The sequence below is a fragment of the Arthrobacter sp. NicSoilB4 genome (assembly GCF_019977335.1).
GTDB lineage: Bacteria > Actinomycetota > Actinomycetes > Actinomycetales > Micrococcaceae > Arthrobacter.
The window spans coordinates 3,384,975-3,399,348 of the sequence record NZ_AP024653.1 but is presented as its reverse complement, the minus strand read 5'-3'; the positions used below and the strand labels follow the sequence as shown (position 1 = coordinate 3,399,348).

Sequence of the window (14,374 nt, the reverse complement as noted above, 5' to 3'; positions counted from 1 at the left end):
TATGGCGTGAGGGTGGAGTTACCCCGTGGATGCCCCCTGCTGAGCCGGGACGCCTCGAGCGGCTGTCCACTCCAAGCATAGCCCGCCTCCGGGGGCGGCGGAATGAAATCCAAAGCTTGAATGTTCAATAAAACATGGACTTTGGTATCTTCACCTTCGGCGAGCTCTCCCGCAACCTCAGCACCGGAAAAGCGCTGTCCCCGCAGCAGCGACTGAAGGAGATCATTGAGCTCGCCAAGCTGGCGGACCAGGCGGGTCTGGCATTCCTGGGACTCGGGGAGCATCACCGGCGCGATTTCGCCCTGTCCGCCCCGGAAATAGTACTGGCCGCCGTCGCCAGGGAAACCACGAAGCTTCGGCTCAGCACGGCCGTCACGGTGCTCTCCACCCAGGACCCGGTGAGGCTCTTCGAACAGTTCGCCACCTTGGACCTGATCTCCGACGGGCGTGCTGAGATCATCGCCGGGCGGGGCGCCTTCATCGAGTCGTACCCGTTGTTCGGCCACGAGCTCGAAGACTATGACGCTCTGTTCGAGGAGAAGCTGCAGCTGCTGCTGGAGCTGCGGGACAATGCCGCCGTGACCTGGCAGGGGACGCTGACCCAGAGCATTCCCGGGATGGACATCGCCCCGCGCCCGGTCCAGCACAGGCTTCCCGTGTGGGTCGGCGTCGGGGGAACCCCCGCCAGTTTCGCGCGGGCAGGACGGCTGGGGCTTCCCCTGTTCGTTGCCCTGCTGTCCGGACCCGCCCGGTTCCGCCGGCTGGTGGAGCTCTACCACCAGTCGGCCGCCGACGCCGGCCACGACGCCGGTGCGCTGCAGGTGGGTGCCGGCGGCCACTTCTACGTGGCGCCGACCTCGCAGCGGGCGCGCGACACTTTCTACCCTTACTACCGGGCCTATTTTGAGCAGAACATGCCGCGTCCGGTGGAACATTTTCCGCGTTCCACCTTCGATGACTGGGCCGAACCCGGCGGCGGCCTCCTGGTGGGCAGCCCGCAGCAGGTCATCGAGAAACTGCTGGAAATTCATGACACGCTCGGCACCCGCCGTTACATGGCCCAGATCGGCCTCGGCGGCCTGCCGTTTGCCGAGACCGCCCGGTCCATCGAGCTGCTCGCCACGGAGATCATGCCGGCCGTGAAACGGGCGATCGGAACTCCCGCGCCGGTGCAGACAGGAACGTCAATCGCCGGCAGCGAGCGGGATCTCCAGGAACCCGCCCGCGGCGTCCCAGCTGCTCGCGGTCCCGAGATGCCGGCTTAGCCGCTGCATCCGTTCCGCTATCTGCCGGGAACCTGCCCCCGCCAGCCGGACCTGGAATTCGGTGATCAGCGTCGGGAACAGCCGGAGGCTCAGCGGTGTGCCCGGGTCCGCAGAGAGCAGGAAGATGAACGACTGGTCGTTGCGCTCCAGCGGGTCCACCGCGTAGTCGTCCACGAAATCCCCGGCGCTGTAGATGATGGGCCGGTTCCGGAACAGCTCGACGCCGCGGAAGACGTGCGGCGAGTGCCCGTAGACGACGTCGGCCCCCGCCTCGATCAGCGCCCGCGCGAGCTCGCGGTGTTCCGGCGGCGCCCCCGAGCCCCAGTTCGGCCCCCAATGCGCGGAAACGATGAGGAGCTCGACGCGCGTTTTTGTCCGCCGGACCAGGTCCAGCAGCTCCGTCACTCTGCGGTCGCTGCCTGCCGCCGGCACGTAGAAGACACCCGGACCGCGGTCCGCCTCCCAGTCCGGCTGGTTGTCCGTGAAGGCGATGAGGCCGACGGCGGTCCCTGTCACCCGCCGCACCGCGGGCCTGCGTGCGGCGTCCCGGTCCAGGCCGGCCCCGGCGTGCAGGATACCGGCCGCGTCGAGCGCAGGCAGCATTTCCCGGAAGGCCCCGGCCCCGTAATCCAGCACGTGGTTGTTGGCCAGTGACACCATCCCGATCCCCGCGCTGCGGAGACTGGCCACATTCTTCCGGTCCGACCGGAAATGGAACACCTTCCCGGCTTCCGGCTCCCCGCCGGCCGCCAGGACGCATTCGAGATTGGCGATCGTGAGGTCCGCCCTGCCCAGCACGGCGTCCGTATCGCCCCACGGGTAATCGGCGCCGGCCCGCCGCAACCGCTCGTTGACCAGCCGGCCCAGCATGACGTCGCCCAACAACGCAATCAACATGGGAAACCCGCCGGGAGTTCAGGACTCGTAGTTTTCCACCTGCTCGACAGGCCGGGGCTCCGCGTCATCCGGGTTTTCGCCGTACTGCAGCTTGGCCCGGCGTTGCCGCAGGAGGTCCCAGCACTGGTCCAGGTCCTCTTCGATCCGCTTCAACCGGGCGTGCTCCGGACTGTGCTCATAGTCCGGCGAGGACGACGGCGCCTTTTCACGGAGCGTCTGCTCCTCTTCTACTAGCGCTGAGATTCGATCCAGGATGTGTTGTTCGTCCATGACGGCCTTCTTTTCGGGTAGCAGTCCTCCCGCCAGAGTACCGAGGCGGCGATGCGCTGGCCAGAGGACGAATAGCCGTCGCAGCCGGTTCAGGCGATGCGCAGCGAAGCGGCGGCCGGAACGCCGGGCGGGAACCCCGGGATGGCGTTGTTGGGCGTTTGGAAGATCCACAATGACAGGGCGCGGTACGTGTTCCAGTCGCCATCCGCGGCCCGAAGAGACGATGTTTCCGAGCCGTCGGCGCCATCCCAAACCCGAACGACGTCCAGAGCGACTGGCGCCGCGCCGGGAAGCGCCAGCTGGACGCGCTGCCCTTCCCGCAGCACTCCCCGATCGAAGCTCACGGCCGCTCCTCCCATGGAGATGTCCAGGAGCCTCCCCTCGATTCCGTCAATCGCTACTGGCGCTTGGAGGGCTATGCGGTGGCCGTTTCTGCGCGAGGTAGCGTATTCGGATGCCCGGATCCGGCGTGTTCCCAGCACCAGTACGACGCCGGCCAGCAGCAGCCAGGCGCCGGCCGCCGCGGTGGACCCCGGGCTGGTCGCCCACGGCACCCACCCCGCTACGCCGGCCGCGGCGTACAGGATGACTGCGGCCACAACGACAACCAGGACGTTCAGCACCTGGGGTGTGCGGCCGCGCAGCCGGGCGTCTGTTGCGCCCTTGGGCGTGACCTGGAACTCCAGGGATTGGCGGGATATCAGCCACCAGAGGCACGCGAGCCCCACCGGCACACGAAAAATCCGCAGGGCGAACGCCGTCGGCCAGTGGATCTGGTGCCGCATCAGCCGTTTTGAGCCCCAAAGGCGCGTGCAGAACATGGCGACGAAGGCCGCCAGGAACTCCACCGGGCCGGCCGTGGAGGTCTGCGCTCCAGAGACCATGACCAGCATCGGGATCAGGAACGCCACCAGCGTGGCGATGCCCTCGAGCCACCACAGAGTCCCATTCAGGTATTCATGGAAGTTCCGCCAGGACATCCAGCTTTTCGCTGCCCAGAGCCTCTCGTGGGTCAGGATCTGCATGGCACCCATGCCCCAGCGCCGCCGCTGAAGCAGGTACTGGTCCGCCGTCGCCGGCGCCAGGCCCACCGCGAGGGTTTGGTGGTGGTACACGGTTTTCCAGCCGATCCGGATGAGCTTGAGTGTGGTGTGCATGTCCTCCGTGATGGTCTCCGTGGCCACGCCGCCCACCTCGCGCAGCGCCTTCACCCGCAGCAGGGAGGTGGAACCGCACCAGAACGGACCGGCTCCTGCCGAGTTGCGGGCCGTCATCAGCACGTTGAAGAACATTCCCTGTTCCCCGGAAATGCCGTCGTCGTCGAAGGCCCCGGAGTTGTAGAACGCTTGCGGCCCCTGGACCAGTGCGATCTCCTCATCGGCGAACCAGCCCAGGGTGGCGGTGAGGAACGTCGGGAGGGGCACGTGGTCGCAGTCCAGTACGGCGATGATGTCGATCCGCGCTTGGCCGGCCTCCGCCTCAGCCGCCATGAGGTCCAGGGCGTGGTTCATGTTGCCGGCTTTGGCGTGGTCGTGCTGCGGACGGCTGACATACCTGGCCCCGAAAGCCGCGCACATGTCCGCCACCCACGGCCGGTCGCCGTCGTCCAGCACCCAGGTTTCGTGGGCAGGCTCGAGCGCGCATGCCGCGGCGACGGTCGGGGCGAGGACTTCGACGGGCTCGTTGTAGGTCGGGATGAGCACCGCGACCTTCTGGCCCAGGGGAGCCTCGTCCACGGGTGGCGGCGCGTGACTATCGATGTTCCACAGGGTGATGGCCTTCAGGATCAATCCGCCGAGGGGGAGTGCCTCAAAAGCCACCAGGACAAGGGCGACGGCCAGGTTCCACCCTCCCGCGGGCAGGGTGAACGCCAGGCGCCAGGTCAGGTAGATGGCCAGCGACCCGATCGCTGCGATGCCGCCGATGTGGGCCATCCGGCGGGAGCGCGGAGACTCGGGACCCGGGGTCCCCAGCTGGCCAGCCCACGATGCCAACCCCGCGCGGGATTGCACCCTGGCCTCACGCTGAAGATCATGGCTCCGCGGGTGTTCGGTCGGGCCGGAGGAGTACTTCTGGAGCGTTGACATGCCATCCAATCAGCCGGGCAGGGGATCCCTCGCGGAAAAATCATCCCATCGGCCGGCGTGCCGCTGGCGCTGCCTGAGCGCACGATATCCCAAGGATTTGCCCATGCCCCGAACGGCGGTGCCCTGGCGGAAAGGGGCCGGGATAGGGGAGGCGCCGGCGTCGGCTGCGGCCCGGGCGCAGGCAGCATAATCAGCTTGCTTATTATTTCGTGGCTTTCTAGAGTTGAAGTTGTCAGGCATCAACTCGCCGCGTGGAGGATCCCCGGACGGTCACGGGCGCCGCGGGCCTCCCCGGGCACCAGAGGAGGACACATGTCACAACACAATATTGCCGGTAAGAAAGTCGCCTTCCTGCTCACGGACGGCGTGGAGCAAGTGGAACTGACCAGCCCCTGGAACGCCGTGAAGGAAGCCGGCGGCGAGCCCTTCCTGGTAGCGCCCAAGAGCGGGAAGCTCCAGGGATTCGACGGCACCGAAAAGGGGCAGAAGTTCAATGTCGATCTCACCGCCGCCGAAGCCAGCGCCGCCGATTTCGACGCCCTGGTGATCCCCGGGGGCGTCGTCAACGCGGACCACCTCCGCGCCAACAAGGACGCCCAGGCCTTCACCCGGGCCTTCTTCGAGCAGCACAAGCCGGTGGCCTCGATCTGCCACGGCCCGTGGGTCCTGATCGACGCCGGCGTCATCAACGGCCGGAATGTCACGTCGTACCACACGCTCCAGACCGATCTGAGGAACGCCGGAGCCAACTGGAGCGACCAGGAAGTGGTGGTGGACCGGGGCCTGGTGACCAGCCGGACCCCTCGCGATCTTCCCGCGTTCAACGGCAAGCTGCTGGAAGAGATCGCAGAGGGCGTGCACCCCGGACAGACTGCCTAGCCACAGGCGTCGCTCGAGAACGGCGCGCTCCTGCCCTATCTGCTGCCCGCACCTATCCCGGGCGGCAGATTTGGGGCAGGATGTGCCATGTAAAAGTGCACCGGCCGCGGCCGCAACATGGCAACCCGGTCGGCGCCCCAGCTGCAAGGAGTCCCGGATATGACCACGCTTAACCCGTACTTGAGCTTCCGCGACAACGCCAAGGAGGCCATGACCTTTTACCAGTCCGTATTCGGCGGTGAACTGAACATCAGCACTTTCGGCGAATACCACGCCAGCGAAGACCCCGCCGAGCAGGACAAGATCATGCACGCCATGCTGACCACTGACAAGGGCATGGTGCTGATGGGGGCGGACACTCCCAACGGCATGGACTACACGCCCGGCAGCAGCATCTCCGTGTCAGTGAGCGGCTCCGACGAGGCCGAACTGCGCGGTTACTTCGACAACCTCGCCGACGGCGGAAGGGTGACGGTGCCGATGGAGAAGGCGCCATGGGGAGACGTCTTCGGCATGTGCACGGACAAGTTCGGCACTGACTGGCTGGTCAACGTCGGCGCCGAGCCGGGCCAGGCCTAGGGCTTACAGGGATCGACCGGCCGGCCCGGGCCAGGAAGCCAGCCTGGCCCGGGCCCGGCCGACGGTTGGCTGGCACGGCGTATTCCGCTCCTCCCGGGGCGCCGTTATCCTGAAGGCGGCCGGACGCCGCATTTTCTTCGAGTCCACCTTCCGGCCCGGAGAGGCATGCCATGAACGACAAGCTCCACCTCACGCCCGAGGACAAGTTCCCCGAGGACCTGAGCAAGGTGGAAGACACGGAGCTGCAGGTCCTCGACAGCCAGGTTCAGCGCCAGCTGGACTACGAGTACGTGGTGGAGGGCGAACCGCACCCGGAGACCGAGTTCAGGCACTACGACCTGGACGAGGAGTTCAGCGAACGCGACAAGCGCGGAGACTGAGCGGGGAAACTGTCAGTATGCTTACTGAACGCTGACCGGCGGCGTCCAGAAGGCGCTGAACAGAAATGAGCCCACCATGAGCAGGCCCGACCGCTTCGAGATTGAGGCCGCAGGCCAGCTCGGCCATGTTTTTGTCTCGAAGGTCCAGAGCGGCCCCTTGCCCGCGCGCCCCGCCGTCGTACTCATCCACGGAATCGGCGTCTCGCACCGTTACCTCCGCCGGCTGCACGGGCTGCTGGCTGAAACCGGCGACACCTACTCGATCGACCTGCCCGGTTTCGGCGGGACCCCAAGGCCCCGCCGCGCCCTCTCGGTCGCTGACCACGCCACCTACATTCTCGGCGCCCTGGAGCAGCTTGGGGTCCTGGAGTCCGTGATCGTTGGTCATTCGATGGGAAGCCAGTTCGCGCTCGAGGCCGCACTGCAGCAGCCGGGCAGGATTTCCCAATTGGTCATGATGGGTCCGGTGGTCGATTCGAAGCGCCGCTCCGTCCTGCAGCAGGCACTCGCACTGGGCCGTGACAGCCTCCTCTTCGAAAGCCCCTCCTCGAACGCCCTCGTCTTCACGGACTACCTCCGCTGCGGGCCCACGTGGTACCTGAAAAACCTGCGCGTCATGATGGACTACCGCACCGAGGAGCGGATCTCCGGGGTTGCGGTGCCGGTCCTCGTGATGCGCGGCGCTAACGACCCGGTCGCGTCCGCGGACTGGTGCCGCCGGTTGGCCGGGCGGGCTGCGCGGGCCCTGCTGCTTGAAATCGAGGGCGCCGGCCACGTGGTGCAGCACAACCGCGCGGCTGACGTGGCCGAGGCGATCCTGGACTTCGCCGGGACCCACGCAACGGCCAGGGAAGCGTCCCGGGAGAATCCGGCATGAGCGGCGTCCTGCAAACCTCCCGCTGGTGGGTCCAGGACTACCTCTATGCCGCGCGGCGGCAGATCCTCAGCGCCGTCTCACGGAGCAGGCCGGAGGAGTTCCTCAGCGGCACGGGCCGGCCCGTCGTCGTGATTCCCGGGGTCTACGAGGATTGGCGCTTTATGCTGCCGCTGGTCCAGCGGCTGCATGAAGCGGGCCACCCGGTGCATGTGCTGGCATTGCTGCATCGGAACCGGCTCGCAGTGCCCAAGGCCGCGGATCTGATCGCCGGCTACATCCGGGATCGTGACCTGACCAACGCGATGATCGTGGCCCACAGCAAGGGCGGGCTGATCGGCAAGTTCGTGATGATGCAGCTGGACCCGGAACGCCGGATCGCCGGCATGGTGGCGGTCTGCTCACCGTTCTCAGGCTCGCGCTATGCCTCGTTCATGCTGCTGCCGAGCCTGCGTGCCTTCTCCCCACGGAATGCCGTGACCATGCAGCTTTCCCGCGAGGAACGCATCAACAAACGCATCATCTCGGTGTACGGCGGCTTCGACCCGCATATTCCCGAGGGCAGTGTCCTGCCGGGCGCACGGAATATCCACCTGGACACTGCCGGGCACTTCCGGATCCTGGCCCACGAGGACACAGTCCGCACCGTCCTGGACGCGGCCGCAGAAGAGCCCTACGCCGATCCTGCCGAGCCTCTGGAGACCTCGACCTAGACCTCGAAGTGCGTGCGGATGGGGCCTTGGCCAAGCGACTCCACGAGCCCGGCGGCCACCATGTGCAGCTTCACGTTGCGGGCACTTGAGGCTGACTTGAGCAGTTCGAACGCCTCGGCCTGGCTGCAGCGGTTCTGCGCCATGATGATGCCCACAGCAACGTCGATGCTGGTCCGGCTCTCCAGTGTGGCCTTGAGGTCCGCTGCCGTGTCGATGTAGTGGGCAAAACGCACCGCCAGCCGCAACGCCAAAGACGTCTGGCCCACGAAGTCCCGGGCGAGTTCCAGAGCCCGGCCGTCGAAACGGCCAGGCCGTCGCGAGTAGAGGTTCAGGGCGGCGCGGGTGTCTCCGTCAAGCAGGAAGGGCACGGCCAGGATGGAACGCACGCCGTGGCCCCGGACCGTGGCGGCGTACTGCGGCCACCGGTCGCAGTCCTCCAGTTCCGGGATGTGTACGGTCTCCTGTTCCCGGGACGCCGTCACGCATGGGCCGTCGCCGAAGGCGTACTGGATTTCATCCATGGCCTGGGCTGCCGCGCTGCTGCTCGCAACTGTTGCCGCTTTCCGGTGCCGGAAAAGCGTGATGCCGCACAGGATCTCGTCGCCGGGTTCCGAGAGGCTGCGCGCGGAAACGCGCGCCAACTCGCGCAGGAACTCCTCGACGTCGGAGCTGTTGAGCACCAGTTCATGCAGGTCTTGGTTGGTTGAAGTTGCGGTTGATTCGCTAACCACTGTCTCGTCGTGCCGTTTCACTCAGGTCAACACGATCCGGAAGGGCGCGCCACCTGCCGCAGAGCGCGGCGGGGGACGGCCGAGGGCCGGACCGAAGAACAATCCAACGGCCCGCTGCAAAACCGTACCGGGAAATTATATACAGCCCTTTCCCGCCTGTTTTCCCGGAACTGCGACAGGCCTCGGCACGGGCGCCGGCCCCTGAGAGGCCCCTGCTGACGCCCTCAAAGAAACGGAGTGAGGGCGCTGGCCAAACCGGGCATAAAGGCCCTCACGTCCGCAGGGTTCCTGACAGATAGTGGGAGGGAGCGGCCAAGTGGCCAATTTTCCCAGCCCGCGGACCGCGCGCCTGGATGGAGGCCACTGCCGACATCTCGATTGGAAAGCCAAGCCGATGAGCATCTTCGAAGACAGGGTCGACGCCGGGCGGCAACTGGGACGGCGGCTCGCGGAACTGCGTGGCCAGGACATCGTGGTCCTGGGCCTGCCCCGCGGCGGCGTCCCGGTCGCATTCGAAGTCGCCGCCGCCCTTGACGCGCCGCTGGACGTGATCGTTGTCCGGAAACTGGGACTTCCCTACCAGCCCGAGCTCGCCATGGGCGCCATCGGGGAGGGCGGCGCCCGGGTGCTGGAAGAACGCGTATTGGCCCATGCCCGGGTCAGCGAGACGGAGTTACAGGCTGTCGAGGACCACGAACGCGCCGTGCTGGAGAACCGCGTGCTCCGGTTCCGGAAAGGCAGGACCCGCGAGGACCTCACCGGCCGTATCGCCGTGATCGTCGACGACGGAATCGCCACTGGATCCACGGCCAGGGTCGCCTGCCGGGTCGCCCGGCAGCTTGGCGCCGCGAGGGTCATCCTGGCGGTACCGGTGGCCCCCGCCGACACCCTCGGCAGCCTGACCGAGCCCGACGAGGTGGTCTGCCTCGCCACACCGCGCCAGTTCTCCGCGGTCGGCTACCACTACAGGGATTTTTCGCCCACCGAGGACGACGAGGTGGTGAAGTTGCTCGACGCCGCCGCCAAGCGACTGCGGAACTCGCCGCCGGCGTCCCGCAAGGCCGTTCCGGCCACGGCCGGAACGGCGGCCCCCGCAGAGATCGACGAGGAAGTCGAGATCCCGTCGCGAGGGGTGCGGCTCCAGGGCCAGCTGCACTTGCCGGTCCCTGCCAAGGGCATCGTGTTGTTCGCGCACGGCAGCGGCAGCAGCCGCCACAGCCCCCGGAACAGGTACGTGGCAGGGATGCTCCAACAGGCCGGGCTCGGAACGCTGCTGCTGGATCTGCTGACGCCGGCGGAGGAACGGAACCGTGCCAACGTTTTCGACATCGAACTGTTGGCCCGCCGGCTGTCCTCGGCCACGGACTGGCTGGCCACCCGGCGGGATACGGCCTCCTGCACAATTGGCTATTTCGGCGCCAGCACGGGTGCCGGGGCCGCGCTCTGGGCCGCCTCTGAACCAACCGCCCGGATCGACGCCGTCGTCTCCCGAGGCGGACGCCCCGATCTTGCCGGGCCGCGGCTTTCCGCCGTCAGGGCGCCGACGCTGCTCATCGTGGGCAGCTTCGACCACGAGGTCCTGGAACTCAACCGCAAGGCGAAGTCCATGATGCGGTGCCCCAACCAGCTGGCCGTCGTTCAGGGCGCCACGCATCTGTTTGAGGAGCCCGGCACGCTGGCGGCGGCCGCCATCCTCGCCCGGGACTGGTTCGTCGACTACCTGTTGCAGGCCGAAGCCGGTCCCCTGACGTAGCCCGTCAGACCCCGTGCACCTTGCGGTGGCCGCCGGCGCGATGGCGATAGGCGTAGACCAACAGGGCCACTCCGGCGAGCAGCAGGAGCACCGGGACGAAGAATTCGCTGGCCGTGAGCAGCACCGTGGCCTGCAAGGCGAAGATCACTCCCATCACGGCCAGGACCGCGGCCGGTATCAGCGGCCACTTCATCCTTGACGGTTCCCCTGCCCCGGGCTGGCCAGGGCGGTGTTCAGGATGGACGGGCACCAGGGACAACGCCGCGAACGTGGCAGCCAGTCCCAGGAACAGGACGGCCGCCACCGGCATGCCTTCCCACGCCGGCGGGAGGGCCACCACGAGCGACAGCGTCAGCATCACCCCGCAGGGAATCAGCGCCCACCAGTTGGCGGGTTCGCGCACGTACACCGCGCCGAAGCCTGCGCCCATAAACAAGAACAAAAAGGCGCCCGCCCAGTACCCTGCCGGACCGGGCCAGAGCTGGGTGATCAGGTCGACCGCTGCCAGACCCAGGAATACCGAGCCGGGAATGGCGGCCCACCAGTTGTCGCGGCTGCGGAAGAACAGGGTCAGGAAAGCGGCTGCGGCCGCAGCGAAAATCAGCGGCCACACGAGGGCAGCGCTGTCGAGGATCCCGAGCAGATCCAGCAGCAAGAGGACGCCGGCCGCCATCAACGCGATGCCGGCGATGATGCTGGTCTTTGCCGATTTCACCGCTTGCCTCCCGGAACCCGGCGGACGGCCGCACACGGGCCCTGACGATTAAGGCTAGTCCCGCGGCGGCCTCCGGCGTAGGGCACAAGGTCACGGACGCTGCCGTTCGCCCGGTTATCGGCCCCGCGCCTCGGCCCTGGATTTGATGCCCAGCAGCATGCGCCGTTCCATGATGAACTGCAGGGGCTCCAGAACCGGGCGGAGGACCAGGCCTACGGCCAAGGGCGAATAGTCGTAGCGCGTACGGGACAACAGCCGCGTGGTGCCCGGGTCGACGGGTTGCAGGATGAACGTCCAGCCGAGTTCCAGCCGCGGGCCTGCGGGTGCGGCGACGGCTGAGGTGATTTTTCCGGTGCGCGGATCCACGGTGCCGCCGAGAGCCAGCACGGAGCCCGTCTCCAGGCGCCGGACCGGAATCCCGACGTCGGGGCCCAGCGGGATGACGTCGCCGACGTCGAGCCTCTGGTGTTCGGGCAGGATCCGGTCCGCGCTGCGGATGCCAGGGCCAGCCGCGTTCTCGAGCAGGTCGTAGCTGTACATTCCTCCGCGGCCGGCGCCCAGCTGGACGAGCCAGGGCCAGATGCCCGCGGCCGGCGCGCTGATGGTGACCGCGCGTGTGCTCTGCATCCGGGGCGCGCGAACGAGCTCGTCGCCCGGAAGCGGCCCGGCAGCCTCCTGGGTGCTGGCACCCCAGTTCAGCATCCGGGGCCGGACGGCCAGGACGTAGCAGGCCGCGGCGGCCGCCGCGGCAAGGGCAGCCACCGGCCCGCGGAGCCGGAGGGATGCAGGGGACCGGCTCATGGGGTGAGCCCTTTCTCTAGCGCCTGCCGCCGGCGCCCGTGCGCGGCCGCCGGCTGCGGTTCATCAGCTCGGTTGTTGTTTGCCCGCGCCCTCACCGACGACGAGCACCGGGCAGTGGGCATGGGCCACGCAGGCGCCGCTGACCGATCCCATGACCTGTTCGAGGAAGCCGCCACGGCCGCGCCGGCCGACTACCAGGAGCTGGGCGTCCCTGCTGTCCTCAACCAGGACCTTGGCCGGGGATCCGAACTTTACGGTCCGGGTCAGGCGCTCCGGAACGGCGCCGCCGAAGGCACGGTCCAGAGCCTCGTCGACGAGGCGTTTGGCCGTCTCTTCAAGCTGGGTGGTGGTGGGGGAGCTTTCCTCGGGCAGGTGCGAGGCCAGGAAGAGGTCCGAGGTGCCGAGGCACGTGACGACGTCCAGCGGCGCGTTCAGGGCACCGGCCATGCGCCCGGCGAGCCGGAGCGCCGTCGTCGAAAAGTCCGAACCGTCCACACCCACGACTATCCGCTGATCAGCGTTCATGGGCCCCAGCCTGCCCGCTCCGCCCGGCAGCGCCTAGGGCCAAAAGTCACCGGGCGGGCGCATCGCCCTGCCCGGGCACCGATCCCGGGTCGGGACCGGGGCTGTGCACCGTCCGCGGTCCCCTCTAGGGTGGAACAGACCCACCAAGCCATCACCGACCCCACCGTTCATAGGAGTGCTGATGAGAGTTGCTGTTACCGGAGGAAGCGGAAAACTCGGCCGGAGCGTCGTCCGGCGGCTGAGCGAGGACGGCCACGAGGTCACGAACCTGGACCGCACCGGCACGCGCGGACGCGGTTTCACCGAGGTGGACCTGCGCGACTACGGCCAGGTGGTGGATGTGTTCCTTGGCCTGGAGGACCGGCACGCGGGGTTCGACGCGGTGGTGCACCTGGCCGCGATCCCGGCTCCCGGCCATGCCCCGGACGCGGCGACATTCGAGAACAACATGCTGTCCACGTACAACGTGTTCCAGGCGGCCCGCCGGGCCGGGATCAAGAGGATTGTCTACGCCTCCAGTGAGACGGTGCTGGGACTGCCGTTCGACGTCGACCCTCCCTATGTCCCGGTGGATGAGGAATACCCGGCCCGACCGGAGAGCACCTACTCCCTCGTCAAGCACCTCGAGGAGCAGATGGCGATCCAGCTCACCCGCTGGGATACGGAGTTGAGCATCACCGGCTTGCGCTTCTCGAACGTGATGGACCCGGAGGACTATGAGGAGTTCCCTGGCTTCGACGCCGACGCGCGGCTGCGCAAGTGGAACCTCTGGGGCTATATCGACGGCCGGGACGGCGCCCAGGCGGTGGCCCGTGCCCTGGAACACGGCACGCCGGGGTTCGAGGCGTTCATCATCGCCAACGCGGACACCGTGATGAGCCGTTCCAGCGCCAGCCTCGCCGCGGAGGTGTTCCCGGACGTGCCCGTGGCCAAGGAGCTCGGCGAGCACGAAACCCTGCTCTCGATCGACAAGGCAAAGCGCCTGCTCGGCTACGCGCCGGAGCACAGCTGGCGGAACTACCACCCGCTGCGCACCACACCGACCGAAGACTGAACGCAGAAGCAACGCGGGGTCACTTCGAGCCCATCCCGGGGGTCAACATGGGCCGTAAGTGACCCCGCGTTGTGGTGGGTGGGGGTTAGGCGGCGGGGCCGCCCTGGTGGCTGGACCAGATGTCGCCCATTTCCTCGGTGGACTGCTCCACGATCCGGCTCATCGCGGCGTGGGCAGCGTTCGCCTCGCCGCGCTGGATGGCGCTGGCCACATCCACGTGCAGCTGAAGCGCTTCATGGTGCGGCAGGTGCGGCATCAGGCCGTGCTCGGTGCGCCCCGTCAGGACCTCGGTGACGAGGTTGTGCAGCTGGGAAAACATGGCGTTGCCGGAGGCCTTGAGCACTGCGGCGTGGAATTCAATGTCCAGCCGGAGGAACTCGTCGTGGTCCCCGCGCTGGCCCGCCGCCCAGAGCCGCGCCGCCTGCGCGACGAGGTCGCTGCCGGCGTCCAGGGAGGCCCGGCCGGCGGCGAGTCGCGCAGCCTGGGGCTCGATGGCGCCGCGGAGTTCATTGAGCGCCTGCAGCTGCTCCAGCCGCCTGCCGGAGGCCAGCCGCCAGCGGATCACCTGCGGATCGTAGGCGTTCCAGGACTCTTCCGGCTGCACCACAGTGCCCAGCCGCCGTCGTGATTCCAGCATGCCCTTGGAGGAGAGTACCCGTGTGGCCTCGCGGACCACAGAGCGGGAGACGCTGTGCTGCGCCTCGAGCTCGTCCAGGCGCAGGATCGAGTGCGGCGCCAGGGTCCCCTCGGCAATAGCGAGCCCCAGGTTTTGGACCAGCACGGAATGCAGGTCAGCCGAGGACTCCGCCTTTGGGGTTTTCATAAATAAATCATACGGGTGGGCGCAAGGG

16 protein-coding genes are annotated in these 14,374 nt (G+C 67.7%); 8 read left to right on the top strand and 8 right to left on the bottom strand.

Features of this window, described 5'->3' with window-relative positions; genetic code table 11:
- Nucleotides 1-134: 134 nt before the first annotated feature.
- Entirely contained in the window at nt 135-1,265 is a 1,131-nt protein-coding gene (locus LDO13_RS15555) for an LLM class flavin-dependent oxidoreductase (protein WP_224047578.1), read from the top strand.
- Here the strand turns inward: LDO13_RS15555 and LDO13_RS15550 are convergent.
- The 3 genes from LDO13_RS15550 to LDO13_RS15540 all read right to left on the bottom strand — a co-directional run bounded on the left by LDO13_RS15550 (nt 1,185) and on the right by LDO13_RS15540 (nt 4,519).
- Nucleotides 1,185-2,162 carry a CapA family protein gene (locus LDO13_RS15550; RefSeq protein WP_224047577.1) on the bottom strand — a complete coding sequence of 326 codons (978 nt, stop codon included), beginning with the start codon at nt 2,160-2,162 and terminating at the stop codon, nt 1,185-1,187. The two genes, LDO13_RS15555 and LDO13_RS15550, sit on opposite strands and share 81 nt — an antisense overlap.
- Before the next feature lie 18 nt (nt 2,163-2,180).
- Nucleotides 2,181-2,432 carry a DUF2630 family protein gene (locus tag LDO13_RS15545; RefSeq protein ID WP_224047576.1) on the bottom strand — a complete coding sequence of 84 codons (252 nt, stop codon included), beginning with the start codon at nt 2,430-2,432 and terminating at the stop codon, nt 2,181-2,183.
- An 89-nt stretch (nt 2,433-2,521) separates the two neighbouring features.
- Nucleotides 2,522-4,519 (bottom strand): glycosyltransferase, encoded by a 1,998-nt coding sequence (locus tag LDO13_RS15540; protein WP_224047575.1) that lies wholly within the window; start codon nt 4,517-4,519, stop codon nt 2,522-2,524.
- Nucleotides 4,520-4,831: 312 nt separating this feature from the next.
- Here LDO13_RS15540 and LDO13_RS15535 point away from each other — a divergent pair, with 312 nt between their 5' ends.
- From LDO13_RS15535 to LDO13_RS15515, 5 genes are all read left to right on the top strand, one after another.
- Nucleotides 4,832-5,398 (top strand): type 1 glutamine amidotransferase domain-containing protein, encoded by a 567-nt coding sequence (locus LDO13_RS15535; protein WP_224047574.1) that lies wholly within the window; start codon nt 4,832-4,834, stop codon nt 5,396-5,398.
- Nucleotides 5,399-5,557: 159 nt separating this feature from the next.
- Complete coding sequence (locus LDO13_RS15530; RefSeq protein ID WP_224047573.1) at nt 5,558-5,977, top strand: VOC family protein; 420 nt, start codon at nt 5,558-5,560, stop codon at nt 5,975-5,977.
- A gap of 170 nt (nt 5,978-6,147) precedes the next feature.
- Nucleotides 6,148-6,357, top strand: a complete 210-nt coding sequence (locus LDO13_RS15525) for a hypothetical protein (RefSeq protein WP_224047572.1) — start codon at nt 6,148-6,150, stop codon at nt 6,355-6,357.
- A 76-nt stretch (nt 6,358-6,433) separates the two neighbouring features.
- On the top strand, nt 6,434-7,234 hold the full coding sequence (locus LDO13_RS15520) for an alpha/beta hydrolase (protein WP_224047571.1): 801 nt from the start codon (nt 6,434-6,436) through the stop codon (nt 7,232-7,234).
- A complete protein-coding gene (locus tag LDO13_RS15515; RefSeq protein ID WP_224047570.1) occupies nt 7,231-7,944 on the top strand; it encodes an alpha/beta hydrolase in 714 nt (237 codons plus the stop codon). Before LDO13_RS15520 ends, LDO13_RS15515 begins: the two co-directional genes overlap by 4 nt.
- Here LDO13_RS15515 and LDO13_RS15510 read toward each other — a convergent pair.
- The gene (locus tag LDO13_RS15510) at nt 7,941-8,675 is read right to left on the bottom strand and encodes a GAF and ANTAR domain-containing protein (RefSeq protein ID WP_224047569.1); all 735 of its coding nucleotides are present in this window, start codon (nt 8,673-8,675) and stop codon (nt 7,941-7,943) included. The genes LDO13_RS15515 and LDO13_RS15510 overlap by 4 nt on opposite strands.
- Before the next feature lie 394 nt (nt 8,676-9,069).
- Between LDO13_RS15510 and LDO13_RS15505 the strand changes: the two genes are divergently transcribed.
- Nucleotides 9,070-10,428 (top strand): phosphoribosyltransferase, encoded by a 1,359-nt coding sequence (locus LDO13_RS15505; RefSeq protein ID WP_224047568.1) that lies wholly within the window; start codon nt 9,070-9,072, stop codon nt 10,426-10,428.
- 4 nt (nt 10,429-10,432) lie between these two features.
- On the opposite strand, the gene LDO13_RS15500 is transcribed toward LDO13_RS15505, so the two are convergent.
- The 3 genes from LDO13_RS15500 to LDO13_RS15490 all read right to left on the bottom strand — a co-directional run bounded on the left by LDO13_RS15500 (nt 10,433) and on the right by LDO13_RS15490 (nt 12,469).
- Entirely contained in the window at nt 10,433-11,143 is a 711-nt protein-coding gene (locus LDO13_RS15500; RefSeq protein ID WP_224047567.1) for a hypothetical protein, read from the bottom strand.
- A 114-nt stretch (nt 11,144-11,257) separates the two neighbouring features.
- Nucleotides 11,258-11,944: an SRPBCC family protein gene (locus LDO13_RS15495; RefSeq protein ID WP_224047566.1), complete on the bottom strand. Its 687-nt coding sequence runs from the start codon at nt 11,942-11,944 to the stop codon at nt 11,258-11,260.
- Between the two features lie 63 nt (nt 11,945-12,007).
- Nucleotides 12,008-12,469 carry a universal stress protein gene (locus LDO13_RS15490; RefSeq protein ID WP_224047565.1) on the bottom strand — a complete coding sequence of 154 codons (462 nt, stop codon included), beginning with the start codon at nt 12,467-12,469 and terminating at the stop codon, nt 12,008-12,010.
- A gap of 181 nt (nt 12,470-12,650) precedes the next feature.
- Here LDO13_RS15490 and LDO13_RS15485 point away from each other — a divergent pair, with 181 nt between their 5' ends.
- Nucleotides 12,651-13,523 (top strand): NAD(P)-dependent oxidoreductase, encoded by an 873-nt coding sequence (locus LDO13_RS15485; RefSeq protein ID WP_224047564.1) that lies wholly within the window; start codon nt 12,651-12,653, stop codon nt 13,521-13,523.
- An 85-nt stretch (nt 13,524-13,608) separates the two neighbouring features.
- Here LDO13_RS15485 and LDO13_RS15480 read toward each other — a convergent pair whose 3' ends face one another.
- Nucleotides 13,609-14,346 (bottom strand): FCD domain-containing protein, encoded by a 738-nt coding sequence (locus LDO13_RS15480; protein WP_224047563.1) that lies wholly within the window; start codon nt 14,344-14,346, stop codon nt 13,609-13,611.
- Nucleotides 14,347-14,374 lie beyond the last annotated feature (28 nt).

Excerpts from the sequence above, each read along its gene's own strand:
- LDO13_RS15525 (WP_224047572.1), top strand. The coding sequence starts at position 6,148 with ATGAACGACAAGCTCCACCTCACGCCCGAGGACAAGTTCCCCGAGGAC.
- LDO13_RS15490 (WP_224047565.1), bottom strand. The coding sequence starts at position 12,469 with ATGAACGCTGATCAGCGGATAGTCGTGGGTGTGGACGGTTCGGACTTT.
- LDO13_RS15550 (WP_224047577.1), bottom strand. The coding sequence starts at position 2,162 with ATGTTGATTGCGTTGTTGGGCGACGTCATGCTGGGCCGGCTGGTCAAC.
- LDO13_RS15545 (WP_224047576.1), bottom strand. The coding sequence starts at position 2,432 with ATGGACGAACAACACATCCTGGATCGAATCTCAGCGCTAGTAGAAGAG.
- LDO13_RS15480 (WP_224047563.1), bottom strand. The coding sequence starts at position 14,346 with ATGAAAACCCCAAAGGCGGAGTCCTCGGCTGACCTGCATTCCGTGCTG.
- LDO13_RS15530 (WP_224047573.1), top strand. The coding sequence starts at position 5,558 with ATGACCACGCTTAACCCGTACTTGAGCTTCCGCGACAACGCCAAGGAG.
- LDO13_RS15535 (WP_224047574.1), top strand. The coding sequence starts at position 4,832 with ATGTCACAACACAATATTGCCGGTAAGAAAGTCGCCTTCCTGCTCACG.
- LDO13_RS15540 (WP_224047575.1), bottom strand. The coding sequence starts at position 4,519 with ATGTCAACGCTCCAGAAGTACTCCTCCGGCCCGACCGAACACCCGCGG.
- LDO13_RS15485 (WP_224047564.1), top strand. The coding sequence starts at position 12,651 with ATGAGAGTTGCTGTTACCGGAGGAAGCGGAAAACTCGGCCGGAGCGTC.
- LDO13_RS15515 (WP_224047570.1), top strand. The coding sequence starts at position 7,231 with ATGAGCGGCGTCCTGCAAACCTCCCGCTGGTGGGTCCAGGACTACCTC.
- LDO13_RS15495 (WP_224047566.1), bottom strand. The coding sequence starts at position 11,944 with ATGAGCCGGTCCCCTGCATCCCTCCGGCTCCGCGGGCCGGTGGCTGCC.
- LDO13_RS15555 (WP_224047578.1), top strand. The coding sequence starts at position 135 with ATGGACTTTGGTATCTTCACCTTCGGCGAGCTCTCCCGCAACCTCAGC.
- LDO13_RS15505 (WP_224047568.1), top strand. The coding sequence starts at position 9,070 with ATGAGCATCTTCGAAGACAGGGTCGACGCCGGGCGGCAACTGGGACGG.
- LDO13_RS15520 (WP_224047571.1), top strand. The coding sequence starts at position 6,434 with ATGAGCAGGCCCGACCGCTTCGAGATTGAGGCCGCAGGCCAGCTCGGC.